Here is a 24,084-nt window from a genome sequence, read left to right on the forward strand (position 1 = left end):
AATAGATCCCAAGTGATGGAAAAGCAAAGCCGAATGTCCGGATTCGGGAAAAAGCGGGCAGCCTGGTTGCGTCTGAACGACGTGCAGCTGCTCGCTTCTGTTTCTGCCGGGGATGAAAACATGAATAACCTCAAACATTGTGATTGTTTTCACATTATAGTCATCTCCAATCATTTACAATGGAATTAATCAGAGATCAGGCAAAGGAATTCAAAATATCTGATTCGTTCAAAACTGGACAGATTAATTTTTACATATGGTGATCCTTCCCATAGAGCATTGCAAAGGAGAGGACATAATGGCTACCTACAAACCTCAGCAGATTGCTGAACTTACCGTTGAAACAGGGATCAAGAAGGCGCATAACCCGCTGCCGACGGTCCTGGTGCTTGGATTTTTGGCTGGGGCGTTCATCGCGCTCGGATTCTTGCTGGATATTCGCGTCATTGCGAGCGCTCCGAAGGAATGGGGCTCTTTCGCCGGATTCATCGGAGCTGCCGTCTTTCCGACAGGTCTGATTCTGGTGCTGCTGGCGGGCGGGGAATTGCTGACAGGCAATATGATGGTCGTCTCGCTGGCCCGGATGGCCAAGAAAGTCACGACGCTTGAACTTATGAAAAATTGGGTGTTGGTGCTAGTGGCCAACTTTGCCGGTGCGCTGTTCGTCGCCTACTTCTTCGGGCATGTCACCGGGATGACCGAGAGCGGCCCCTATCTGGATAAACTGGTGGATATGGCGGGACATAAGCTGGACGACAGCTTCCTGCAGGCATTCGTTTCGGGCATCGGCTGCAACTGGCTGGTCGCCCTGGCGGTGTGGCTCTGTTACGGCTCGGACAGTCTCGGCGGCAAGATCCTCGGCATCTGGTTTCCGACCATGGCGTTCGTTGCCATCGGGTTCCAACACGTTGTCGCCAACATGTTCCTGATTCCGGCAGCCATTTTCGCGGGACATTTTACATGGGGCGACTACTTCATGAACTTCATTCCCGTCCTGCTCGGCAATCTCGTCGGCGGTGTCGTCTTCGTGGCTGCGGCGTACTGGACTTCATATTTGCGCGATGCCAAGCCGGCAGCCGCAAGGGAAGTTGCCGGCACCAAGCCGGCTGGAATGCGTAAGCACGCATAGTACATGGTTTGTGTATGCATAAGAACCGTTTCACCCCTGCTGGGGGCGAGCCGGTTCTTTTTGTTATTTCGGTGTGAAGATCACGGGCTTCGCAAGCATTTTAAGAAAAGGGACCATCTTTAATGGGTTGCTGATTTTTTAAAAATAGGATTTTGGTACCGTTTACATTTAATAAGATAAAAGATTAATATAAGCATACATAATTTGAATTTAACATAATATTGTATATTTAAAAATTACAAAAGTATACTTATTGGTCGGAGTTCATGCCTGCAATATCATCCGGGAAGAGGACGGACCCGTCAGGCGCGATTCCGGCTAAGAGAAAGGATGTGCTGCCGCTTACTGCGATGGGATGGATGTAACGTATGCGTAACCGATGAAGCAAAACGAATAAGCGGATGAACGCGCAAAGGAGGCTTATGTACGTGAAGAAGCAATTCAGAACCGTAACGGCTGCAGCTCTGATGATGGCGCTGATTTTCAGCCTGATTTCCCTGCCGCCGGCAGCCCATGCCGGAGCTTATGATCCGGACCTGAAAGCATCGGAGGATGTCAGGAGCGGTATTAACGTGTATCCGGCGAAGATCATTAACGATTTTAATACCCCCGAGGATGTAGCGACTTGGCGCAAGGGTGAGAATACGAAGAGTATCAGCTATGTCACGAGCATTCAGAACGGTCCGGGCTCTGTCGCCGAGGGAAGCGGGGCGCTTGAGCAGCAGCCGAATCCGGTCAAGGTGTATGAATGGAGAACCATTTACCGTGATTTCGGCCAACCCCTCGATTTGAGCGGTTACCGTTACCTGGCGTTTAGCGAAAACAACTGGGGCTGGCAGCCTGCGGACTATATGCTGCGCATTCGCCTGCACAGTCCCGAAGGCATCAAGGAATCTTATGCAAAGGTGAAGAACGATGCCTGGAGCCATGTATTCGTTGATATCTCTTCCTGGAAAGGCAGCGCAGCCGTCACGAAGCTTGAAATCTCGTTCATGCATAACTTTGACCTGGAAAAGGTCGAACCGGGAGCGCCCGGCTACGATTCCTGGGGCGGACGATTCCAGATCGACAGGGTCGTGGCGACGAACGTGATGGATATGCAGTTTAATACCGAAGGGGACACGGAGGGATTTACCGCGGCATCGGGCACGGTGAAGGCAGCCGGCGGGCAGCTGCAGTGGCAGCTTGGCGAAGCGGGCGATGCCCTGTCGTCGGGGGAATTCGCCCTTCCGCTCGATCAGCGCAACGCTCTCTCGGTGAAGCTGGCGAATGCCACGCCTGCAGCCGCATTGAAATTGTCCTGGACAACGGCCGAGGACCCGGAATACAGCGAGGAGAAATCCCAAATCTTCGAGGTAGAGCCCGGCAGCCCTCTCACCACTTATGATTTCAACCTGTCCGGACAGCCGGCGTGGAAGGGAACGCTCCGCAGCATCCGACTTGAGCCTGTTCTTCAGGCGGGTGAAGGCGGCGCCGTGCAGATCGACGGAGTGGAGTTCAAGCAGATGCCTGCCCTTCCGCCCGCCTATATCGGCAGCCTGAATTCAGCGTCGATCAGCGCGAACGGCAGCATTAAGCTGGATGGAACGGTGAAGGAGGAATTCCTAACCAAGTATCCGGACGGACAGCTTCAGCTGTACGAAATGCCGACGTATGCCGACCCGGCGAAGCCGGATGCGGAGCGAACGCTGCTGGACTCCCGTCCCCTGCAGGCTTCTTTTGCATTCGAAGCTCCTCTGAAGGATGCGGATCGCAGCCGGCTGTATTCCAAATTCGGCGTCGCGGTGGAAAGCGGGGGCGAGCTGCAGTGGGTGGATGCCCCGCAGTATATCGTGAATCCGGAGCTCATCGCTCCGAACACGTATGATTTTCCGGAAGCGAAGAGCAAGAAGGGCCTGCAGGTCCAGTTCACCGATGATGCCGAGGATCTGGGAATCAGCCATGCCGCGCTCAACGTCGCATACGATCAGATGCTCTATCTGACGAACAGCAAGCCGGACAACACGATTCCGTATGAGTTCCAAGGCAAAACTTATTATTTCAAGAAAAGCACCGTACTGGATCTGGACCGCCGGGTAAAAAGCCTGTCCGACAACGATACGATCGTGTCACTGATCCTGATCATGTACCGCAATCTCGATCCGAATACGCCGAACAGCATCCTGATCCATCCCGATTCGGAGCCGAACGGAACGGTGTATGCCGTAAACACGAAGACGGCCGAAGGCGTCGGGTATTACAGTGCCGTCACGAATTTCCTGGCAGAGCGGTATACACGCGCCGATGAAGCCTATGGAAGAGCCGTGAATTATATCGTGGGCAATGAGGTCGGCGAGAACAAGACCTGGAACAACATGGGACCGAAAACCATCTATGAATACGTTGAAGACTACGCGCGCACACTCCGCCTGACGGATACTATCGTACGCAGCAATTACAGCCAGGGGCGGGTATACGTGTCGCTGGACCATTTCTGGGAAACGAACCTGCCTTCGGACTCTTTATGGAAGTACGACAACAAGGATTTGGTCGAGCTCTTGTCCAAGAATTTGAAGCAGCAGGGGGATATTCCCTGGCATATGGCGTTCCACCCTTATCCGGAGAACCTGATGGAGCCGAGATTCTGGAATGACAAGGCAGCGACCGATTCCTTCGAAACGGAACAGATTACCTTCAAAAACTTGCAGGTTCTGGTCGACTACCTGCGGCAGCACGCCTATCTCTATAACGGGGAGCCGCGCCGGATCATCCTGTCCGAGCAGGGCTTCCACAGTCTCGACAATACCCTTGAATCGCAGCAAATTCAGGCCGCAGCCTATGCGTATGCGTATTATAAAGTCAAATTTCTGGACGGCATCGATTCCTTCATTCTTCATCGCCATGTCGACCACGCACAGGAGGGCGGGCTGAATCTCGGGCTTTGGACCAACCTGAAAGGCGAAATTGCAACGCCGGATCAGAAAAAGGTCTCCTACAATGTCTTCCGTGACATTGATACGGCACAATCGCTTGCAGCCACGGATTTTGCCAAGAAGATTATCGGCATCCAATCTTGGAATGACGTGATTCCGAACTTTGACGCGAAGGCGCTTGCCGATCGTGCCGTTCCGTTCTCTGCGCCTGTGAGCCTGCCTAAGAAGGCAAAGGGCGGAAGTTCGGTAGCGGATTTTGAAAATGGAACGGGCGGCTGGACGCTGGCGGACAACAGCAGCAGCATCCAGCAAACGAATTCCTACGCGTATGAAGGCAACGGTGCTTTGCAGGTCAACTTCGACGAAATTGGCAAAATATGGCGCGGTGCGGATGTAAAGCTTGCTGAAGCCGTGGATGCGGCGAAGTCGCCGGCCCTGAACCTGGCCTTGAAGGTCAATGACGCCGCTGCGCAAAAGCCGTATTACGCCAAGATCAAGGTGTACAGCGGCGCGCAGTCTGCCGAAGGCGTGGTTGCCCTGAATCAGCCTGGAGAATGGGAATATGTATCGATGGACTTGTCCGGCTGGACCGGTGTCCAATCCATTGACCGGGTGAAGGTATGGATGAATACGCCGACGACGGATCGCTGGAGGGGCTCCTTCCTGATCGACAGCGTCTCGTTCGCCAAGCCGGCGAACGGGCAGGAGGGCCAGGTCAACCTGGACATCGCTGCGAAGCTAGGGGTGGATGGACTTCAGGCAGGATCGGCGCTTGAGGTAACCGTCACGAACTATGACGACAAGGATTTGACCGGAAACATCCAGGTGACTTCGGAGGCCGTCCGGTTCTCGTCCGACAAGCTGCATGTGAATAAGATCAAGCCGGGGGAATCGAAGACGTTCACGCTGACGGTGGAAGAGTACACACCGCCTGCACAGGGCAGCGTAAACGTGACTTTTAAATACCGCAACACGGAGATCGTAAAAGCCCTCGCCGCTGTAAAGGACAATGGCGAGGGAACGGTTCCGGCGGGCGAGAAGCTCCTCTACAACTTCGAGAACAGTGCGGAAGGATGGAAGGGCGCATCCCGCGTCGCCTCGGCCGCCCCGGTGCAGAGCTTTCCAAATGCACCCGGGACGCCGAAGCTCGGAAGCTATGTGCTCAATGTCAAAGCGGAGGCGGCTGCGGCTACCGAATGGAAGTCCGTTAAGGTGACGCCTGCAACGCCGATCGATATGTCCCAAGCATCGCGTTTCTTCTATTACATCGATTCGTACGGCGGTGTTCCGAACGCTACGTATGAGACGAGAGCGATTCTGACCGCGAGCGACGGATCGACGAGAACGATTGCCGCGCCTTCCGCTCCCGATTCCTGGAGCCGGATCGAAGGCAGCATTGCGGATTGGGACGGCAGGGGGCAAGTCGCCTCCGTCGAAATCGGATTTCGGGCCGTCGGCAATACGATGGCCTGGCAGCCGGAATTTCAATTGGATTATATCGGCTACGCCAAGTAAACACTGGAGTTAATATAGGAAAGAACCGGCCGCTCTCAAGGAGGCGGCCGGTTCTTCTTATGCATTCTTCTTTCCATGGCATCGACGTGAGGACCTACACCGACACCGATCTATCTCAGTGACATCCAATGATGAATGACAAACAAAGATGAATGACAAAACAAAATTCGCCATGATAAAGTTCGGGGGAACGAAACTTTACATGGCGAATTTTTTTTGGGAGTGGTCCATGATATGGCATAGCTGGCGGAACGAGTAGTCGTCCCAATGCGTTATGCTCTTATTTGTTGTTTACCCGGTCCTCCGGAAAATGAAACAGCCGATTTCGATTTTCTTTTGCGCAATTTAGTTCCGCCGATTAAGATGGAAGAAAGAACGAATCAACATGGGAAACCAGAGGAGAGTGGAGCGGGAATGATCGAACAGCAAAACGGCGTGTTCCCGGCGGTGTGCCCGCTGGACTGCCCGGATACATGCGGCCTGCTGCTGCATAAGGAAGACGGCAAAATCGTGAAGGTTACCGGCAATCCGGAGCATCCCATCACGCAGGGGGCTATCTGCAATAAGGTCCGCAATATGACGGAGCGGATTTATCATAAAGAACGGGTTCTCTATCCTTTGAAACGGACGGGTCCGAAGGGCTCGGGGGAATTTACCCGCATTTCGTGGGAGGAAGCGGTACAGGAAATTGCGGACCGGTATCGCGTGCTGATCGCAGAACATGGACCTGAATCCATTCTGCCCTACAGCTTTTACGGCAATATGGGGATTCTCAGCGTGGATGGCATGGACCGCCGGTTCTTCAATGCGCTCGGCGCAAGCCGGCTGGATCAGGCGATATGCAATTCCGCAGGGAATGCCGGCTGGAAATATACGATGGGCTTCAAGGGCGGAACGTCGCCGGAGGATACGGAGTTTGCGGATCTGATCCTCGTCTGGGGCGGCAATCTGATGAGCACGAACATGCACCAGGTCGTATACGCCGAGAAGGCGCGCAAGCGCGGTGCCAAGGTGATCGTCATCGATGTGCATCAGAACCGTACGGCCCAGTGGGCGGACTGGTTCATTCCGCTGTATCCCGGCACGGATACGGCGCTGGCGCTCGGCGTCATGCATGTCCTGTTCAGGGACGGCTTGACGGATGAAGCCTTTCTGCAGCAGTATGCCGTGGGGCATGAGGAGCTCCGCGAGCATGTGAAGCGCTATACGCCGGACCATGTGGCATCCATTACGGGCGTACCTGCTGAAGATATTGAGAAGCTGGCCCGTATGTACGGAGAAGCGGCCGTATCATACATCGCCATCGGCAACGGGCTTCAGCATCATGACAACGGAGGCATGAACGTGCGCAGCATCGCCTGCCTGCCGGCCCTGACCGGCCAATGGCTGAAGAAGGGCGGCGGCGCGGTCAAGACGAACGGCGGATACAACGCCATGGACAGCGATTATCTCGAACGGCCGGATTTGCGGCCGAATCCGCAGGCGCGCACGATCAACATGAACCGGATCGCGGAAGCGCTCGAGATGAAGGAGCAGCCGATCCGCTCCGTCTTCGTCTACTGCAGCAACCCGCTGGTGGTTGCGCCGGACACGGAGCGGGTACAGGCCGGTTTCGCGCGGGAGGACCTGTTTACGGTCGTGCATGACCTGTTCATGACCGATACGGCCAAATATGCGGATATCGTGCTGCCTGCGGCTTCTTCCTTTGAAACGACCGAGCTGTACAGCTCTTATTGGCATCATTACGTGCAGCTGCAGGAGCCGGTGATCGGCAAGCTGGGCGAAGCGAAGGGCAACGTGGAGCTGTTCGCCATGCTGGGACGGGCGATGGGACTGGATGAGCAGGCCTTCTCCGAATCGGAGGAAGACATGATCGCAGGCGCGTTGAACTACCCGGACAACCCTTATTTGAACGGCGTGACCCTCGAGGCGCTGAAGGAGAAGCGCTTCGTGAAGCTGGACATGACGCCGCAGGCTTCTTATCTGGAGCGCCTGGGCACGCCTTCGGGCAAGATCGAGCTGTATTCCGAGTCCATGCGGGAGGCAGGCTTGCCGCCGCTTCCGGAGTACATGCCGCTGCAGGAGGGTTACGATGGCCTGAGCCGTCCGGGCAAGGATGAGGAGCATCCGCTGATGTTCATCTCGCCGCCGAATCATAACTTTCTCAACTCCACCTTCGCGAACGTGGAGAAGCATCAGCGGCTGGAGAAAGAGCCGCAGCTGCAGATTCATCCGCAGGATGCGGCGGAACGCGGAATTGCCGATGGGGATCGGGTCATTATATTTAACGGGCGGGGTCAGCTGGAATTGAAGGCCAACGTGACCGATAAAATGCTGCCGGGAACGGTCGTCAGCCAAGGTTTGTGGTGGGACGGCCAAGGCAGCAAGCAGCGGGCCAACCGATTGACATCGGAGCGGCTGGCCGACATGGGCGGCGGAGCCACTTTCTTTTCTACCGTTGCCCAGGTAAAGCGGCAGTGAGAAGTATTGCCCGGACTGCCATAATGATGGATACTGGTTCTGGGACATGAAACGGACCTACCCTTAAAAGCCCCTTTGGGGCTTTTCGTGGTTTATGTACCCAAATCATCGTCCATGAAGGCAGAACGCATCACTGCTTATCGTAATTTGCATAAACAGGAGACAAATAAATATGAAATTTTTGCAATCCTATCCGAAGGAAGTCAAAATCTTTCTTGCAGCCAGCTTAATCAATTCCGCCGGAGGATCGCTGATGTGGCCGCTCATCACCATGTATGTCTTTGACGAGCTCGGCCGCAGCATGGCCGATGCAGGCCTGGTCATCATGATTCAGGCCTTCGGCGGCATTATCGGGCAGCTTCTGGGCGGCGCGCTGTACCACCGAGTGGGTGTTAAGCGCCTCATTGTCGGTTCCTTGGGACTGAATGCGCTCGGACTGTTCGCACTGCCCCTGATCAGCTCCCATTGGGTGATATTTATGGTCATGATGGGCTTCATCGGACTGTGCAATGCCGTTTCCATGCCTGCCATTCAGGCGTTTGTCGGTTTTCGCTTTGCGGATCGGCGCGGCGAACTGTTCAACGTCATCTATGTCGCCAACAACATCGGGGTTGCGCTGGGCACGGCGCTGAGCGGCTTCCTTGCCGATGTGTCTTACCATTTGACCTTTGTTCTGAACGGGGTCACCTCCGCCGTGTTCGCCATGTTCTTCCTGAACTACCTGAACCGGCTGGACAAGCAGGAAGGTCCGGTGCATCTGGAGAAGAAAAACAAACCCGAAGCCAGGGAAAGCGTTCCGGCGCTGCTCGGCAACACGCGCATCTATTTGTATCTCGGTCTTGGCTCGCTGTTCCTGTGGTTCGGCAACTCGATCTGGAACACCGGCGTATCGCCGCATATTATATCCGAAGGCATGAACAAAAGCGCCTACGGCTTCCTGTGGACCTTGAACGGGATTCTGATCTTCGTGGCACAGCCGGTAACGACGCTGATCAAGCGGTGGTTCGCCAGAGAATCCTCGGCTCAGATGACAGCGAGCGGCGTCTTTTATTTGGCGGCTTACATCGTCATCCTGCTATTGCCAAGCTACCCGGGCTTGATTCTCGCGATGGTGCTGGCCACGCTGGGAGAAATGCTCATTTCGCCGGCGGTGCCAGCCTTTATATCGGACCATGCCTTTAAGGCGGCTCCGTTCTATATCGGTCTGACAGGCGGCATGACCGCGCTCGGCCGCATGGTAGGGCCTTATTTCATGGGCATACTATACGACCAGGGGGGACTTCAGCCGGTGGCAAGGCTTTCCATCGTCATCGCCGTCGTGGCCGTTGCCTGCTTCATTGTCCACTCGGTGCGCAACCGGGCGGCAGAACGCTCGCTGGCCGAGTCGATCGGCAGCTGATTGAACGATGCAGGCCCATTATATACGATATGTTTCCCTGAAAAAGAGGTGTAAGCCATGAAGCTTCAGCAGCAGACATTAACCATCCGATTCTCACAGATGAAGGACGCCCGGGCTCTAATGGATCTCGATGCCATGGTGTGGACGGACCGCACGGCTCCCGAACCGCTCGAATGGCCGTCGCGTGAGGACTTCCTCCAGCATTGCCCCCCGGCATCCCAGCTGGTAGCCGAAGTGGGCGGCGTTCTGTGTGGATATGTCGGTTTCCGCCATCCGACGAACCTTGCCGGCAACAGCCACGTGTACGAGATCCATATCGCCGTCCATCCGGCGCATCAGCGCGAGGGGATCGGGACCCGGCTGATCGAAGCCGCCAAGGCGCGTGCAGCGCAGGAGGGCAAGCTGAAGCTTCGGCTGCGCGTGCTCTCGACCAATACCGGCGCCATCGCTTTTTACCGCAAATGCGGATTCGTGGAGGAAGGGCGGCTTATGGACGAATATTGGATCGATGGAATGTATGTCGATGAAGTCTGGATGAGCTTTTTTTTGAAAGGCGCAACAAACAAGCCGCTGTTAGGATAGACGATTCGCTGTTAGGATAGACGGACTAAGGTCTATTTAACCGTTTAGGGACCAGCATTTGATATTTTGCCGTGGCGGACTTATGCTTAACTGAATACAGTGAATGCAGGACTTTCACCAAGTGAAGGTCCTTTTTCATAAGAGAGAAGATATAACCATCCGGGGCTGGACATCCGTATCCCGCTAGGAGAAATAACCTGAAGCGCGGTCTGGTTACTTGGAAATATGCCGATAGACGATTGCAGGATACACAGCCGGCATTTAGTATATTTTTCCTGTTTGTCCCGGTTCTGAATGGTGTAATGTAGGTTATCTGTGTCTTTTTATTCAGGGAACATCGCAGCATTTCAATTACAAATAAAAGATTTATAATTTATATATTCAAGAAAAGGGGTTGTCATAATGGATTTGCATCTTCAAGGCAAAAAGGCGCTGGTCATCGCCTCCAGCCAGGGTCTCGGCAAAGCGATTGCCGCAGAGCTCGTGAAGGAGGGCGCAGACGTCATGATCAGCAGCCGCAGCGACGACAAGCTTGAGGCTGTGCAGCAGGAGCTGCAGAAGCTGGGCTCCGGAACGGTCGAGTACTACGCAGCGGATATCACGATACCGCATGAAGTGGAAGGGCTGATCCGGTATACGGCCGAAACATTCGGCAGAATTGATATTCTGGTCAATAATGCAGGAGGCCCGCCGGCGGGCACTTTCGAATCGTTTACGGACGAGGACTGGGAGAAGGCGTTTCAGCTGAATCTGCTCAGCTACGTGCGGACAATCCGCTGCGCGCTGCCGCATATGAAGGAGAAGGGCGGCCACATCGTTAACCTGACCTCAAGCTCAATCAAGCAGCCGATTCCCGGCCTGATCCTTTCCAACACGTTCCGGACGGGTGTCGCAGGCATGAGCAAGACGCTGTCGCAGGAGCTGGCTCAGTACGGCATTCTGGTGAATACCGTTGCGCCGGGCCGCATTGCTACGGACCGCATCAAGCAGCTGGATGCGAGCAAAGCGGAGGCGAAGGGTATTTCCGCAGAGGAGATGAAAGAACAGTCGCAGCGCGAGATTCCGCTTGGCAGATACGGTGAGCCTGAAGAGTTCGCCAAGGCCGTCGTATTCCTGCTCTCCGGCGTGAACAGCTATATTACCGGCAGCACGCTGGTCATCGACGGCGGTCTGGTCGAGGCCTTATATTAACTTAAATCAGGGATGCGTGTGCGCATGCCCTTTTTAAAATTTCCTTTGAGAGGATCAGCCCCCTTTTGATATGATGGAATGAAAAATACATACAAGGGACTGATTCAGGATGGAGGAAACGCTCGGGTACGGCATCGTGTCCGTAAATACGGGTAAGCCCGTTACGGTCGAGTATATGGGCAAGCCGCTGACAACGGGCATCTATAAGCATCCCGTTGAAGGGGATGTCTTTGTTGGCAGCACGCAAATGGAAGGTGACGGGCAGGCAGACCTAAGGAATCACGGCGGCCCCGACAAGGCGGTTTGCGTGTATCCCTACGAGCATTATGCTTACTGGGAGCAGGAGCTTGACCGGCAGCTTGATCTTTCCGCATTCGGCGAAAACTTGACGGTAACGGGATTGCTCGAGACAGAGGTGTGCATCGGAGACATCTTCGAAATCGGAGACGTAGTGGTTCAGGTGAGCCAGCCGCGCTTTCCCTGCTTCAAAATATCGAGCAAGCACGCGGTCAAGGATTTTCCGGCGCGCGTGCTGGACACGGGATACAGCGGTTTCTACCTGCGGGTGCTCCAAGAGGGGCATTTAAGCAAGGAATCCGCCATTGTGAAGCGTTCTTCCCACCCGGCGCAGGTGACGGTAGCTTCTGTATTGAAGCAGCAGGCACTGGGGCGTGCTCAGGCGGACCGGGAGACGCTGAAACGGATGCTGGAAGTCGACGCCCTTGCGCCGAACGTGAAGGCTTCCTTCACAGAATGGCTGGGGGCATCGGAGCCGCAGATGTAATAGCCTTCGAATCGACCTCCATAACAGCCGCAAAAGACCGCTCTTGCTTCGGTGATTACACCGGACAGCAGCGGTCTTTTTCACATAGGGCGAAGACTTAACGAAGGAGCTTCCATTCGCTTTGGATCATGCCGTAGATCGCGTGGTTCACGTAGCCCTGCGGCAGCTGCTCCGCCTCGCGGACGATTCCTTCCAGCACGAAGCCCAGTCTTTCCGGTATGGCCCGGCTGCGCAGGTTGCCCGTGGCGCAGCGGATTTCGACACGGTTCAGATCGAGATCCATCAGCGCGTAATCTACGAAAGCACGGCAGGCGCTGCTCATGATGCCCTGACCGACATATTCCTGCCCGAGCCAGTATCCGATGCTGACCGAGCGGTTATGCCAGTTGATCTCATGGAAGCTGATCAGGCCCGCGAGCTCGCCGTCCGCCCAGATGCCAGCCGAAATGGCGCCGGTCTCGGCGCCCTGCTTGATCGCGTTTTTCACGAAATTCGCCGTATGCTCCACTTCCGTAATCGCATCGACCCAAGGAAGCCATTCGCGCAGCGTCTCGCGCGAGCGGTTGGTCAGGATGAACAGCGGGCGGGCATGCTGCAGCGCCAGCGGCTGCAGTACAATATGATCGTCCAGAGGATATGTAAACATATAATTTCAAACCTTCTTTCTGCGGAGGATGGGAGAGGCGGTTTGCCGCGCTTTTTGGTTATCGTTACCATGCTACCTTATTCCCGGGCCTGCCGTCAAAGCGCAAAAAGTCCGAATCATTGAACTATCGGGTCATTACAGGTATATTTAAATGAAACGCTTATACAGAATAGATATAGAGTGGAGCAGGAGACTGCGATCGATTCATTCTATGAACGGGCGGACATAATTCAGGATGAAAGGTTGATTACTGTGGAGAAACCAAGCACCCCCTCCAATTTTATCAAAAACGTAATTACGGATGACCTGGAGTCCGGCAAAGTCCAGAAAGTGATCACGCGCTTTCCGCCGGAACCTAACGGTTATTTGCATATCGGACATGCCAAAGCCATTTGGATTAACTTTACGCTTGCCCAGGAATTCGGCGGTATGACGAACCTCCGCTTTGACGATACGAATCCGATGAAGGAAGATGTCGAATACGTCAAATCGATCGAGGAAGACGTGAAGTGGCTGGGCTATGACTGGGCGGAAAAACGCTTCGCATCGGATTATTTCGAAGAAATGTACAAGCGCGCCGAGCTCCTGATCCAAAAGGGCAAAGCTTATGTAGACGACCAAAGCGCTGATCAAATCCGCGAAACGCGCGGCACGCTGACCGAACCGGGCCAGAACAGCCCTTACCGTGACCGCAGCGTGGAAGAGAACCTGGAGCTGTTCCGCAAGATGCGCGCAGGCGAATTCAAGGACGGCGAAAAGGTGCTCAGAGCCAAAATCAACATGAGCTCGCCGAACATCAACCTGCGTGATCCCGTCATTTACCGGATTGCCCATGTCGCTCACCATAATACGGGGGACAAGTGGTGCATTTATCCGATGTATGCCTTTGCCCATCCGCTGGAGGATGCGATCGAGGGCGTCACGCACTCCCTCTGCTCCCTGGAGTTCGAGGATCAGCGTCCGTTCTATGACTGGGTGATCGCGGAAAGCGAAATGCAGTGCACCCCGCATCAATATGAGTTCGGACGGCTCAATGTGGCGCAGACGCTCACCAGCAAGCGCAAGCTGAAGCTGCTCGTGGACGAGAAGATCGTGGATGGCTGGGACGACCCGCGCATGCCGACGATTTCCGGGCTTCGCCGCCGCGGCTACACGCCGGAAGCGATCCGCAGCTTCGTGTACGAAACGGGCATTTCCAAAAGCCAGGGACTGATCGATCTGCAAATGCTGGAGCATTTCGTACGCGAAGACCTGAAGCTGAAGGCGCCGCGCACGATGGCCGTGCTGAAGCCGCTCAAAGTGGTGATCACGAACTACCCTGAAGGCCAGGTCGAATGGCTTGAGGCCGAGAACAACACGGAGAATCCGGACATGGGCAGCCGCCAAATTCCGTTCTCGCGCGAGATCTACATCGAGCAGGACGATTTCATGGAGAATCCGCCGAACAAATATTTCCGTTTGTTCCCGGGCAACGAAGTCCGTTTGAAAAACGCCTATTTCATCAAGTGCAACGACTTTATCAAAGATGCGGACGGCAACGTCACCGAGATTCACTGCACCTATGATCCCGAAACGAAGAGCGGTACCGGATTTACCGGCCGGAAGGTGAAAGGGACGATTCACTGGGTGGAGGCTTCCCATGCGGTGCCGGCGGAGTTCCGCTTGTACGAGCCGCTGATTAAGCCGAAGGAAGACGAGGCCGTCGAAGCAGAGGAAGGCGTGGAGGAAACCGAGAAGGTTGAGAAGACCTTCCTGGATGAAATCAATCCGAACTCCTTGGAGATTCTGCATGGATTCGTGGAGCCGGAGATGAAGGAAGCGAAGCCGCAGGATAAGTTCCAATTCTTCCGCCATGGATATTTTAACGTTGATCCGAAGCATTCCGAACCTGGAAAGCCGGTCTTCAACCTGATCGTATCCATGAAGAGCTCCTTCCAGCTCCCTAAATAATACGCATCTCCTTGTCCTGATCGGGAGAACAACGACAAAAAGCCAGTGCTCTCTATAGCGCACTGGCTTTTTCGTTTAACGATATTCTTCAAACAACTCTTCAACTTCCTCCTCAGGGGAGCCTTGCTTGGGATGATGTCCCTGAACCCGAAGCCAGTACCACATGATGCCGAAGCCGGCCGCTCCGAACATCGCCAGCATAAAGCCGGTGTTATACATGGCCGCACCGCCGAAGTTCTGGAACAGCCACCCGCCGGCCAGGCTTCCGATCATGCCGGAAATGCCGCCCCAGGTCAAGGTGAACAGCGACTGGGCCGAGGCGCGGTGCAGCGGAGGGACCAGCTGGCTGATGAACTGGGTGCCGACGAAGAAGTACCCCCCGAAGGTAATGCAGTGCATGATCTGGATGATCGCCACCTCAAGCGGGTGCGTAGCGCCTGCCATGAGCAGCCATCGTACGCAGAAGAGCACGCTCACGATGGCAAGACAGCCGATCAGCGTCGAAAGGGAGCGCTTGAGATAACGATGAAACAGCATAAGCACGGCGACTTCAAGGAAGGATGACAGGAACATGGCGAGTCCCACCATCGTCTTGGAGCCCCCAAGCTCTGTAATATATAGCGACATAAACGTATTGTTCATGACATTGGGCACCGAGACCAGGATGCCGAGCAGAATGAAAGCGACAAAATAACGATTGACGGCAATTTTTCCGAAGCCTCTGAGGCGTATGGGCGGCGTTTCCGAGGCAGCCTTCAACTTGGGGAGCACCAGAACCATGCCGATGGCAAGCAGCAGGATGCCCGTGACCAGAAAAGACAGGCGGGAAATGCCGATCCGGTCAAGGAGCAGCCCCGCGGATACGGCAATAACGGCCCAGCCGATGGAGCCCCAGTTGCGATAGGAACCGAAATGCTGCGGCTTGTCTGCGATATATCCGAGAATCAGCGTATTGCTTTGGGCGAAGAGCGGGCTCTGGAAAAAGAAGAACAAGATCATCGCCAGGTAGATCATATTGTACGTCCCCGCATGAAATACGAACTGAATGAGCAGCAGGGTTCCGATCATCATGAGCAGCAGAATGCGCCTCGTATTTTGCAGCCGGTCACTCCAGAATGTCCAGAAAGGATTCGCGATCAGAGACACAAAGGGACCCAGCGCCATCAAGCTGCCGATTTCGAGTTTGTTCATACCCGCGTCCTGCAGGTATAATTGAAAAAAGCTGGTGAAGATCACCATCGTGCCGTAGATTAAAAAGTTAAACGCCTTAAGCGGCAGCAGCTTGGACTGTTTATTTACGGGATCCTGCACGTTGCACATTCCTTTCCGACCGAATGAAAATCGAAAGTGGCTTTTTACAAGCTACCAACCTCACTTTATCATTTGTTGAAAAGGGATACAAACCAATAATTGTTAAAGTATCCAGTTGCGTTTTTTTTAAACGGATTATGGTGGATGCCCGTGAACCAACCAAGGTGCATCCGGACGAAGCTGCAAAGGAAGTGATCTTATGAATCAGACGAAAGTAACGGGCGTTGTATTGGCTGGCGGCAGATCGAGCCGGATGGGCACGAATAAAGCGCTGCTTACCGTCGGCTCAAGGAAAGTCATGGAGACGTTGATCTCCGCCATGTCCGGGGTGGCCGAGGATGTATGGATCGCGGCGAACGACCGTGAAGCCTACCAAGATTTTGGCCGGACGATCGTGCCGGACCTGTTGCCGGGCCAGGGACCCTTATCTGGCATACATGCGGCGCTGCAAGCGACGAAGACGCCTTGGATTCTCGTGGCGGCCTGCGACATGCCCTTCGTACCTCGGGAGCTGTTCGGCTTCCTGCGGGATGCGGCAAACGAGGCAGAGACCTTCCATACGGGAGTGCAGGGCTGCCAAGCCGTAATTCCTGTGGAGCAGGGCAGGGTTCAGCCTCTGCTTGCCGCGTACCACGTAAGTGCCCTTCCCGCGCTCGAGGAGTCACTTCAAAGCGGAAAATTGCGGATGACGGACTGGCTTGAACAGCTGGAGGTCCGGTACGTTTCCGAGGAGGACGTGGCCCGGGCTACCGGACGGGACGCTGGCCATGTGTTCTTCAATATGAACAGCCCGGAGGATTATGAGCTGGCAGTTCGCAAGCAGGAGCATGAAGAGGAGGAGGGCTGAGGGCCTCCTCTTTTTTTGCCGGATATGTCAAAAAAGCGAAACTCAATTATGAACATTCCATTAAAATTTGAAATATCTATTGTGGTTCCGGCAAAAGATGTGAATAATATCACATATAGGGCATCCATTTTCAGTTAAGGTTAGATCAGGAAGAAGAAAGCGTTATCTATATAAAATGAACTAAAGTTTATCTGCTTTCCCTTTCTTTAGTTCAATTTATCTTGTCTTGACTTACGATCGAATTAGGCTTAGCTTTAATTCCCTCAGCAGGAACGGAGACAATTTATGATATGGACTTTGATTAAGGAGGAATCGGTGATGACGACGACTGTGGAATCGATGCTGAACACCGTAGAGGCAGACCGCTGGCTTCAGGGAAGGGGCTGGATATACCAGCTTTTGATTGATTTTCTGGAAAATCCGCCGGCCTTGTCGCAGATCGCTCCATGGCAGCGGCAGGCGGCGATGCGCGAGGAGATGGCGCTGACGGGAGGGGGCCGGAGGCTGCAGCAGTACTTAAGTCAACTGAAGCCCTGCGAGCTGACGGAGGCATGCCAAGCTGAAACGATAGAGTACGAGCGGCTCTTTGCCGGACCTGATGCGCTCCTCCCTTGCATCTGCGAAAGCGTGTACCGTGCGCAGGACCCGCGCAGCGGGCAGCGGTGTCTGCAGCAAACTCGGGAGGCTTACGCAGGCTGTGGCATCGTATTTAACAAGCTGCGGAGCGAGAAGGATGATCATCTGGCGATCGAACTTGAATTCATCGCTGTGGCCGGCGAGCATATGGATGATGCGCAGGGCTTGCCGGAATGCCAGCTGATGTGGCTTGATACACAGATTGATTTCCTGGAGAATCATCTGCTGCAATGGACGCCTCAGCTGTCGGAAGAGCTGACGTCGCTTGCCCGGACGCCGCTGTATCGCGAGATCGGGCATATCGTAGGCGAGTTTATTCCCTATGATCTGAAGATGCTTCGTTTGCTGCGCGAGGAGCTGGCTTAGAAGAATGAAGCGTGTGCCTGTTTACAGGCACGCGCTTTTTGGTGTGTCCGGATTAATCACGTGGCAAACCGGAACGCTCAAGGGGGAAAGTTATGCCCATATGGGCTGAATGTTTCAAAGGCTGTATCAAGTCTGCAGTTAGGCATGTAAAAAAGGACGCGTTCCTTCCCGTGAGGGAAAGAACGCGTCCTTGCTCTTTAAACCTGAAACATTAGTGATATTTATTCTTCCACTTTGCGCTTGCGGAATTTCATCAGGAATTCATACACGACTGGCACGATGACAAGCGTCAGCAGCGTGGAGCTGATCAGACCGCCGATAACCGTTATACCGAGACCGCGGGAAATGATACCTGCGCTTCCCTCCAGTCCGGACACCAGCGGGAGCAGGGCTCCGATGGTAGCCAGGGCCGTCATCAGAATCGGACGAAGACGGGTCGCACCCGCTTCGAGCAGGGCTTCACGCGTGGACAATCCTTCGCGTTCCTTGTGAATGACGCGGTCGATCAGAACGATCGCATTCGTGACGACGATACCGATCAGCATGAGCGCACCCATGAGGGACGATACGTTCAGCGTTTCGCCGCCGATCCACAGGCCGACAAGCGCGCCAATGATCGTGAACGGCAGGGAGAACAGGATTGCGAACGGCGCGAGTCCGCCGCCGAAGGTGACGACGAGCACGAAGTAGACGATTGCGATGGCTGCCGCCATGGCGAGGCCGAGCTGCGTGAAGGTGTCGTTGATCTGTTCCGTTGTGCCGCCGAACTTGATCTCGACGCCGTCCGGCTTCTCGATTTTGTCGATTTGCTTTTGCAGGTCCGAAGAGGCCTGACCGACATTCGAAGATAAGATGTTGGCCGTCACGTTAACGACCATCTTGCCGTCGGTGCGCGTAATCGTATCCGGCGATGTGCCTTTTTCGACTTTGGCAACATCTTTGATCGGCACATTCATGCCGAGCGGTGACGTCACGGTTTCGTTCGATATATCGTCAATGCTCTTATATTCCTTGCTGTCCGCCTCAATATAGACCTTGTATTCCTTGTTATCGACCTCGATCTCGGTCAGGACAGGGCGTTCCCGCACCGGACTGAGCTTCATGGCGATCTGACCTGCGGTAAGCCCCATGGAGCTGAGCTTCTGCTGATCCGCGATCAGGGTGTACTGGTCATAGGCTTTGGACAGGCTCGTTTTTGCTTTTTCGAAGTTTTTGGTATCTTTTTCAACCAGCTTCAGAATCTGATCGGATACCGGCTTGATGTCCTCCAGGCTGTTGCCGAACACGCTGACGCTGAGCGAGCTTCCGCCCATGCCGCCGGTCATGTCCATGGTTGACCATTCACCTTTGGTAACCTGCTTCTTCAAGCCTTCGACGAGGTTCTTCTTCACGTTCTCGAAGTCTTTGGTGTCCTTCTTGTATTCGATATAGAACAATCCCGAGTTCGAAGAGCCGCCTCCGAGAGGGTTGCCGCTGCCGCCGATGGAATACTGCATCTTATCGACATTCGGCTGGTCCAGAATGTACTTTTCTGCGTCAAGCGCGCGTTTTTCTACGGCTTCAAGCTGGGCACCAGGCTCCGGAGCGTAGGTAATCATGACGTATTTGTCTTCCTGATCCGGCATGAAGCTGGTACCGATGAGCGGTGTCAGGAACATGCTCGCTACGAGCAGGATGACGGCCATGCCGAAGGTGATCAGCTTATGGGATAGGGACCAATTCAGAATGCGCTGATAACCGCGGGCCATTTTGCCCGGCTTGTCGTGGTCGTGCTTCTTCGATGTCTTGATGCCTTTCTTGAACAGGGAATGCGCGAGCATTGGCACGAGCGTAATCGCGACGAGCAGCGATGCCAGAAGCGCGAATACCATCGTAAGCGCGAACGGCATGAACAGCTCGCCGACCATGCCGCTGACGAAGGCAAGCGGCAGGAACACGGCAATCGTTACGATCGTTGAAGACATGATCGGCACGAACATTTCGCGGGTCGCTTCGCGAACCAGCTCACGGCCGCGCAGCTTCTCGCCGCCGCTGGTCATGCGCCGGTAAATATTCTCGATGACGACGATCGAGTCATCGACGACACGGCCGATGGCCACGGTCATCGCGCCCAAGGTCATCATGTTCAAGGTAATGTCCATTCTCCACAGGATCAGGAGGGCGATCAGCAGGGAGAGCGGAATGGACAGAATCGAAATAATGGTGGAACGGATGTTTCTCAGGAAGATCAGAATGATGAGGACGGCGAACAAAGCGCCGAATACGGCTTTACTCATCATCGTCGATACGGCATCTTCGATCGGTTTGCCTTGATCAAGCAGAATGGTCAGGTTCATGCCCTTGAACTCGCCTTCGAGTTCCTTGGCTTTGTCCTTCACCGCATTGACGACATCGACGGTGTTGGCATCGTTGTCTTTGACGATCTGCAGGCCGATGGATGCCTTCCCGTTCGTACGGGATACGGATTCCGCTTTGCCGATGGTCTGGATGTCGGCAATATCGCTGAGCTTCACGGTCGGGATGCCGGCAGGCATGCCTTGAGGCGCTTGGCCTTGCACGGCCGCGCCGCCAGCAGCACCCGCATTGGAGCCTTGGGCAGCATTCGCACCTTGAGCGGGTGCTCCCTGGCCGCCTGTTCCCTGGGCCGCAGCACCTTGGCCTGCCGCACCTTGACCCGCAGCGCCAGAGGCTGCTCCGCCAGAGCTAGGGACCACGGGGATGGTCAGTTTTTTCAAATCGTCCAGCGTAATAATATTGCCGTCCACAACAACGGCCTTCGAGGACTGATCCAGTGTGAACAGGCCGAGAGGTACGCGGATGGACGAGCCTTGGACGATTCCTTTCACTGTATCTTCGGAAAGCCCGAGCTGGGCCATTTTTTCCTTATTGAACTTCAGCTGCACTTCCTTGACGTACTGACCCGAGATGGAGATGGAAGCGACGCCCGGAATTTTCTCGAGCACGGGCTCCACTTGATTCTCGATGTTCTTGGTCAGCTTCTCAAGATCGTTGGCATCATCGGATGCACTGATGGAAACGACGGGGAAGGAGCTCATGCTGAATTTGGAAATCGTAGGCTTCTGTACCCCCTCGGGCAGCGTTACCTCATTCAGTGCTTCGCGGACAGCCGCGGTCGCCTGATCCAAATCGGTGCCATAGTCGAATTCCATGGCGATGTTGGAGGCATTCTCCATGGAGGTCGATTGGACGGTCTTCACGCCGTCGACATTGCGCAGGCGCTGCTCGAGCGGCTGGGTCACATCCTGAACGACGCCTTCAGGCGCTGCGCCCGGATACACGGCAGTCACGCTCAGGAACGGAATGTTGATGTTCGGAATCGTCTCCTGCTTCATCGCAAGGCCGCTGTAAAGACCAGCCGCGGCGACGATGATGGTCAGAATCCAGATTGCGAATTTATTGTTGAGGGAAAAATTAATAATACCTTTCATTGTGCAGGTTCCTACTCCTCTCTATATACCTTTCGATTAACGTTCGGGAACGGCCAACCTTGAGTTCACGTACAGCTGGTAAATGTCCTTCAGTTCCCGGCTCAGCGGCGAGAGCTCCGGAATTTGCTCCAGGTTGCTCATCATGCCGGTGAGGATGGCTTTGCGCGGGTCGATATCCAGCAGCTCTTTTTCAATGATCTGAATCGATTCAAGGGCGAATTCCTGCTGTTCCTTGTCCATGCCGATCTCCTTCAGCTTATCCTTCATCTGCTTGGTGACCATGAGCGGATGGCGCGGGTTGCCCGCGTCGACCATGTACTTATCCAGCCATTCCGACCACACTTGCGTGGCAATAAGCGGTTCCCTGCCCCCGCGAACGGTGCTTGCGACCACATCATCCAGCAGCATGATCAAATGCTCGGCCATCCTGCGGATGTTCAGGGGCAGTCCGGGAATCATCAGCATGCGTATGTACCCGCCGAGCATGCCGCTGACGAACAGGGTCAGATCTATCCCGTAAGGCTGCACTTCGGGTCCGTAAATGGTCGCCAGCTTGTTCAGGAACCAGTTGAGCGCCGTGATATGCTTCTCGCGGAGGCAATCGTCCGGTTGAAGCTTTTTGCCGCTCGTATGCTGGTCGCGCAGCTGCATGATGGCGAATTCCCGCAGCTCTACCAAACGGTTCAGAAGAACTTCGACCTGCTTGTGAAGCTGTTCCTTGGGAGTCAGAAGATGCTCCTGCTCCACCTGCATGACGCTGTCGCGGACCATCCCCTCGCAGTAGAGGTATATGCTCTGTTCAAGCTCTTCCTTGGACTTGAAATGCAAGTACAGGCTCCCCTTGGACATCCCGCAGTATTCGGCGATCTCCTGCATGGAGGTGGATGAAATCCCTTGGGTGGAGAACAGCTGCAGGGCAGTCTTCAGAATCTGTTTCTTTTTGTCCGCTAATTTCTCAGACAAATGAACATTCACTCCTTTCTGAACGCTTGAGTTCTCAATTTGACCGTGTAGTCAGGATGATTATAATACAAAAGCTGGGATGGATTCAAATATGGGGAGCAAGCTTGCGGGAGCCCCTTGATTGGGAAGGAATGAGGCGTGGATTCAAGATATGTATGCACCGGCTTAAGGTAAGCCGCGAACGATGCCTTTTGACGCAGGGGAACGACTGGCAGCGGCTCCGGGACGCCGGTTTCGCATCATTAAAAAAACCGCCGGGAAGCTGGCGGCTGACCTATCCATCTTATACGGACCAAGCACGGGTTGGTCGCGAAAAAATCATCGGAATCCCGGCGAGGTTTGATCATAATAAGCTTGCATCGCTCGCAGCTTCGCGGGATTCTTGATCATATATACGTGCTGCAGACGCTTGCCGTCGGTTGTCAGGCGGAAGCAGCATACGGCTTGGATTTCCCCGTCAAGGATGTACACAAGCCCCGCCTCGCCGTTCATATCCGCCATCTGCACCTTCCAGGTACGCAAATCTCTGTACGCTTTGGGCGAGGTCAGAAGCCTCAGGAGACGCTCGCGGCTGAAGATAGGCCGGATCGTCGTACGCACTGCACCCCCTCCGTCGGAGATCAGTACCGCATCTTCTGCCAGAAGACCGAGCAGCGCCTCGGTGTCATAATGAAGAAACGCGTCCGCGAAGCGTTCTACCAAAGCTTTCCGCTGCGCCTCCGCGATGGGAGAAGAAGGCCGTTCACTGTCTTTCAGCTGCAGCTTCGCCCGGCTGAGAATTTTGCGGCAGTTGGCCGCCGTCTTGCCTGTCATGTCTGCCACCTGTTCATAATCGTATTCGAACACCTCCCGCAGCAGGAAGACGGCCCGCTCCACCGGACTGAGCCGCTCCAGCATCAGCAGATAGGCGAAGGACAGCGTATCCTTTTGCTCGGCTGCCAGCTCCGGAAGCTCCGCCGAACTGGCCACAGGCTCGGGCAGCCACTCCCCGATATATTCCTCGCGCTTTTTCCTCGCCGAGTTCAGCAGATTCAGGCAGCGGTTCGTCACGGATTTGGCGATATAGGCTTTGGTATTCCGAACATCCGGCCAATGCTTTACCGCAAGCTCCGCGAACAGATCCTGAACGATGTCCTCGGCATCGCCGTAGGTGCCCAGCATGCGGTAGGCAATCGATAGGGCGTAGGAGCGGTATGTGCGGTAAAGCGATTCGATTTCGGTATTTTGCATGATCCGCGAGCCTCCCGAGTGTCTAAGTAATCCTATACTTGCAATGGTGTTTAATTTCATATTCATCGAAAGCATGCCTTTTCATATGCACTACGGTTCTATGGAATATTTCACCATTTTTAGTCCTGGTACGTCAAGAAACCCTGTGCCTTTATACCAGGACAGGGTTTCCGTTATAAGTTTGTGATGACATAGGGTTATGATCTTGCGTAACATCCCGGGAACATGCCCGTGGAGATCGCGATCCGGTTCCAGCAGTTGATCGTGTTGATCGCCAGGATGATGTCCATGAATTCTTTCTCGTCAAAATATTCCCTCGCCTGCTTATATACCGCTTCCGGTACGCCATTCTCGGAAATCTTCGTTACCGCCTCGGCCAATGCCAGCGCTGCACGCTCCTTCTCTGTGAATACCGGTGCCTCGCGCCAGACGCTCAGCAGCAGGATATGCTCCTGATAGTCTCCGAGCTTCAGCAGATCCTTGGCATGCATATCGAGGCAAAACGCGCATCCGTTGATTTGGGACACCCGGATTTTGAGCAGCTCATGAAGTACAGGATCGACCGATGAAGCCGAATCGCATTTTTGCAGAGACAGCATCGCCTGCAGCACCTCCGGATTGGCGGTGCGGTAATTTAAACGCATTTGCATGAGATTTCTCCTCCTTGTTTCTCGCTTCCGCAGGATGCTCTTA

General features: G+C 54.6%; 18 protein-coding genes. 12 read left to right on the top strand and 6 right to left on the bottom strand.

Annotated features, from left to right (window positions below; genetic code table 11):
- Nucleotides 1-15: 15 nt before the first annotated feature.
- From ACTHPM_RS17820 to ACTHPM_RS17855, 8 genes are all read left to right on the top strand, one after another.
- A complete protein-coding gene (locus ACTHPM_RS17820) occupies nt 16-189 on the top strand; it encodes a hypothetical protein (RefSeq protein WP_440396414.1) in 174 nt (57 codons plus the stop codon).
- A gap of 109 nt (nt 190-298) precedes the next feature.
- The gene (locus ACTHPM_RS17825) at nt 299-1,129 is read left to right on the top strand and encodes a formate/nitrite transporter family protein (RefSeq protein ID WP_440396413.1); all 831 of its coding nucleotides are present in this window, start codon (nt 299-301) and stop codon (nt 1,127-1,129) included.
- Nucleotides 1,130-1,557: 428 nt separating this feature from the next.
- Nucleotides 1,558-5,556 carry a DUF5722 domain-containing protein gene (locus tag ACTHPM_RS17830; protein ID WP_440396412.1) on the top strand — a complete coding sequence of 1,333 codons (3,999 nt, stop codon included), beginning with the start codon at nt 1,558-1,560 and terminating at the stop codon, nt 5,554-5,556.
- Nucleotides 5,557-5,970: 414 nt separating this feature from the next.
- A complete protein-coding gene (locus tag ACTHPM_RS17835) occupies nt 5,971-8,037 on the top strand; it encodes a molybdopterin-containing oxidoreductase family protein (protein ID WP_440396411.1) in 2,067 nt (688 codons plus the stop codon).
- Between the two features lie 172 nt (nt 8,038-8,209).
- Nucleotides 8,210-9,436: an MFS transporter gene (locus ACTHPM_RS17840; RefSeq protein WP_440396410.1), complete on the top strand. Its 1,227-nt coding sequence runs from the start codon at nt 8,210-8,212 to the stop codon at nt 9,434-9,436.
- Nucleotides 9,437-9,493: 57 nt separating this feature from the next.
- Nucleotides 9,494-10,018: an N-acetyltransferase family protein gene (locus ACTHPM_RS17845; protein WP_440396409.1), complete on the top strand. Its 525-nt coding sequence runs from the start codon at nt 9,494-9,496 to the stop codon at nt 10,016-10,018.
- A gap of 402 nt (nt 10,019-10,420) precedes the next feature.
- A complete protein-coding gene (locus ACTHPM_RS17850) occupies nt 10,421-11,209 on the top strand; it encodes an SDR family oxidoreductase (protein WP_440396408.1) in 789 nt (262 codons plus the stop codon).
- 109 nt (nt 11,210-11,318) lie between these two features.
- Nucleotides 11,319-11,993 (top strand): MOSC domain-containing protein, encoded by a 675-nt coding sequence (locus ACTHPM_RS17855; RefSeq protein WP_440396407.1) that lies wholly within the window; start codon nt 11,319-11,321, stop codon nt 11,991-11,993.
- A 97-nt stretch (nt 11,994-12,090) separates the two neighbouring features.
- Here the strand turns inward: ACTHPM_RS17855 and ACTHPM_RS17860 are convergent, their stop codons facing one another.
- Nucleotides 12,091-12,639: a GNAT family N-acetyltransferase gene (locus ACTHPM_RS17860; protein WP_440396406.1), complete on the bottom strand. Its 549-nt coding sequence runs from the start codon at nt 12,637-12,639 to the stop codon at nt 12,091-12,093.
- Between the two features lie 252 nt (nt 12,640-12,891).
- Here ACTHPM_RS17860 and ACTHPM_RS17865 point away from each other — a divergent pair, with 252 nt between their 5' ends.
- Complete coding sequence (locus ACTHPM_RS17865) at nt 12,892-14,589, top strand: glutamine--tRNA ligase/YqeY domain fusion protein (RefSeq protein WP_440396405.1); 1,698 nt, start codon at nt 12,892-12,894, stop codon at nt 14,587-14,589.
- 75 nt (nt 14,590-14,664) lie between these two features.
- On the opposite strand, the gene ACTHPM_RS17870 is transcribed toward ACTHPM_RS17865, so the two are convergent.
- Nucleotides 14,665-15,909, bottom strand: a complete 1,245-nt coding sequence (locus ACTHPM_RS17870; protein WP_440396404.1) for an MFS transporter — start codon at nt 15,907-15,909, stop codon at nt 14,665-14,667.
- A 14-nt stretch (nt 15,910-15,923) separates the two neighbouring features.
- On the opposite strand from ACTHPM_RS17870, the gene ACTHPM_RS17875 reads away from it, so the two are divergent.
- From ACTHPM_RS17875 to ACTHPM_RS17885, 3 genes are all read left to right on the top strand, one after another.
- Nucleotides 15,924-16,103 (top strand): hypothetical protein, encoded by a 180-nt coding sequence (locus ACTHPM_RS17875; RefSeq protein ID WP_440396403.1) that lies wholly within the window; start codon nt 15,924-15,926, stop codon nt 16,101-16,103.
- Nucleotides 16,100-16,747 (top strand): molybdenum cofactor guanylyltransferase, encoded by a 648-nt coding sequence (mobA, locus tag ACTHPM_RS17880; protein ID WP_440396402.1) that lies wholly within the window; start codon nt 16,100-16,102, stop codon nt 16,745-16,747. Before ACTHPM_RS17875 ends, mobA begins: the two co-directional genes overlap by 4 nt.
- Before the next feature lie 318 nt (nt 16,748-17,065).
- Nucleotides 17,066-17,749, top strand: coding sequence for a TorD/DmsD family molecular chaperone (locus ACTHPM_RS17885; RefSeq protein ID WP_440396401.1), 684 nt, complete (start codon nt 17,066-17,068; stop codon nt 17,747-17,749).
- Between the two features lie 221 nt (nt 17,750-17,970).
- Here ACTHPM_RS17885 and ACTHPM_RS17890 read toward each other — a convergent pair whose 3' ends face one another.
- The 4 genes from ACTHPM_RS17890 to ACTHPM_RS17905 form a co-directional block, all read right to left on the bottom strand.
- Nucleotides 17,971-21,198 carry an efflux RND transporter permease subunit gene (locus ACTHPM_RS17890; RefSeq protein ID WP_440396400.1) on the bottom strand — a complete coding sequence of 1,076 codons (3,228 nt, stop codon included), beginning with the start codon at nt 21,196-21,198 and terminating at the stop codon, nt 17,971-17,973.
- A 36-nt stretch (nt 21,199-21,234) separates the two neighbouring features.
- The gene (locus ACTHPM_RS17895; protein WP_440396399.1) at nt 21,235-22,161 is read right to left on the bottom strand and encodes a TetR/AcrR family transcriptional regulator; all 927 of its coding nucleotides are present in this window, start codon (nt 22,159-22,161) and stop codon (nt 21,235-21,237) included.
- A gap of 318 nt (nt 22,162-22,479) precedes the next feature.
- Nucleotides 22,480-23,391, bottom strand: coding sequence for an RNA polymerase sigma factor SigJ (sigJ, locus tag ACTHPM_RS17900; RefSeq protein WP_440396398.1), 912 nt, complete (start codon nt 23,389-23,391; stop codon nt 22,480-22,482).
- A gap of 197 nt (nt 23,392-23,588) precedes the next feature.
- Nucleotides 23,589-24,041: a carboxymuconolactone decarboxylase family protein gene (locus ACTHPM_RS17905; RefSeq protein ID WP_440396397.1), complete on the bottom strand. Its 453-nt coding sequence runs from the start codon at nt 24,039-24,041 to the stop codon at nt 23,589-23,591.
- Nucleotides 24,042-24,084: the final 43 nt, after the last annotated feature.

The organism is Paenibacillus sp. SAFN-054 (assembly GCF_051966755.1).
Taxonomy (GTDB): domain Bacteria; phylum Bacillota; class Bacilli; order Paenibacillales; family Paenibacillaceae; genus Paenibacillus_AQ.

Excerpts from the sequence above, each read along its gene's own strand:
- ACTHPM_RS17820 (WP_440396414.1), top strand. The coding sequence starts at position 16 with ATGGAAAAGCAAAGCCGAATGTCCGGATTCGGGAAAAAGCGGGCAGCC.
- ACTHPM_RS17825 (WP_440396413.1), top strand. The coding sequence starts at position 299 with ATGGCTACCTACAAACCTCAGCAGATTGCTGAACTTACCGTTGAAACA.
- ACTHPM_RS17835 (WP_440396411.1), top strand. The coding sequence starts at position 5,971 with ATGATCGAACAGCAAAACGGCGTGTTCCCGGCGGTGTGCCCGCTGGAC.
- ACTHPM_RS17840 (WP_440396410.1), top strand. The coding sequence starts at position 8,210 with ATGAAATTTTTGCAATCCTATCCGAAGGAAGTCAAAATCTTTCTTGCA.
- ACTHPM_RS17845 (WP_440396409.1), top strand. The coding sequence starts at position 9,494 with ATGAAGCTTCAGCAGCAGACATTAACCATCCGATTCTCACAGATGAAG.
- ACTHPM_RS17850 (WP_440396408.1), top strand. The coding sequence starts at position 10,421 with ATGGATTTGCATCTTCAAGGCAAAAAGGCGCTGGTCATCGCCTCCAGC.
- ACTHPM_RS17855 (WP_440396407.1), top strand. The coding sequence starts at position 11,319 with ATGGAGGAAACGCTCGGGTACGGCATCGTGTCCGTAAATACGGGTAAG.
- ACTHPM_RS17860 (WP_440396406.1), bottom strand. The coding sequence starts at position 12,639 with ATGTTTACATATCCTCTGGACGATCATATTGTACTGCAGCCGCTGGCG.
- ACTHPM_RS17870 (WP_440396404.1), bottom strand. The coding sequence starts at position 15,909 with ATGTGCAACGTGCAGGATCCCGTAAATAAACAGTCCAAGCTGCTGCCG.
- ACTHPM_RS17875 (WP_440396403.1), top strand. The coding sequence starts at position 15,924 with ATGAAAATCGAAAGTGGCTTTTTACAAGCTACCAACCTCACTTTATCA.
- mobA (WP_440396402.1), top strand. The coding sequence starts at position 16,100 with ATGAATCAGACGAAAGTAACGGGCGTTGTATTGGCTGGCGGCAGATCG.
- ACTHPM_RS17885 (WP_440396401.1), top strand. The coding sequence starts at position 17,066 with ATGACGACGACTGTGGAATCGATGCTGAACACCGTAGAGGCAGACCGC.
- ACTHPM_RS17890 (WP_440396400.1), bottom strand. The coding sequence starts at position 21,198 with ATGAAAGGTATTATTAATTTTTCCCTCAACAATAAATTCGCAATCTGG.
- sigJ (WP_440396398.1), bottom strand. The coding sequence starts at position 23,391 with ATGCAAAATACCGAAATCGAATCGCTTTACCGCACATACCGCTCCTAC.
- ACTHPM_RS17905 (WP_440396397.1), bottom strand. The coding sequence starts at position 24,041 with ATGCAAATGCGTTTAAATTACCGCACCGCCAATCCGGAGGTGCTGCAG.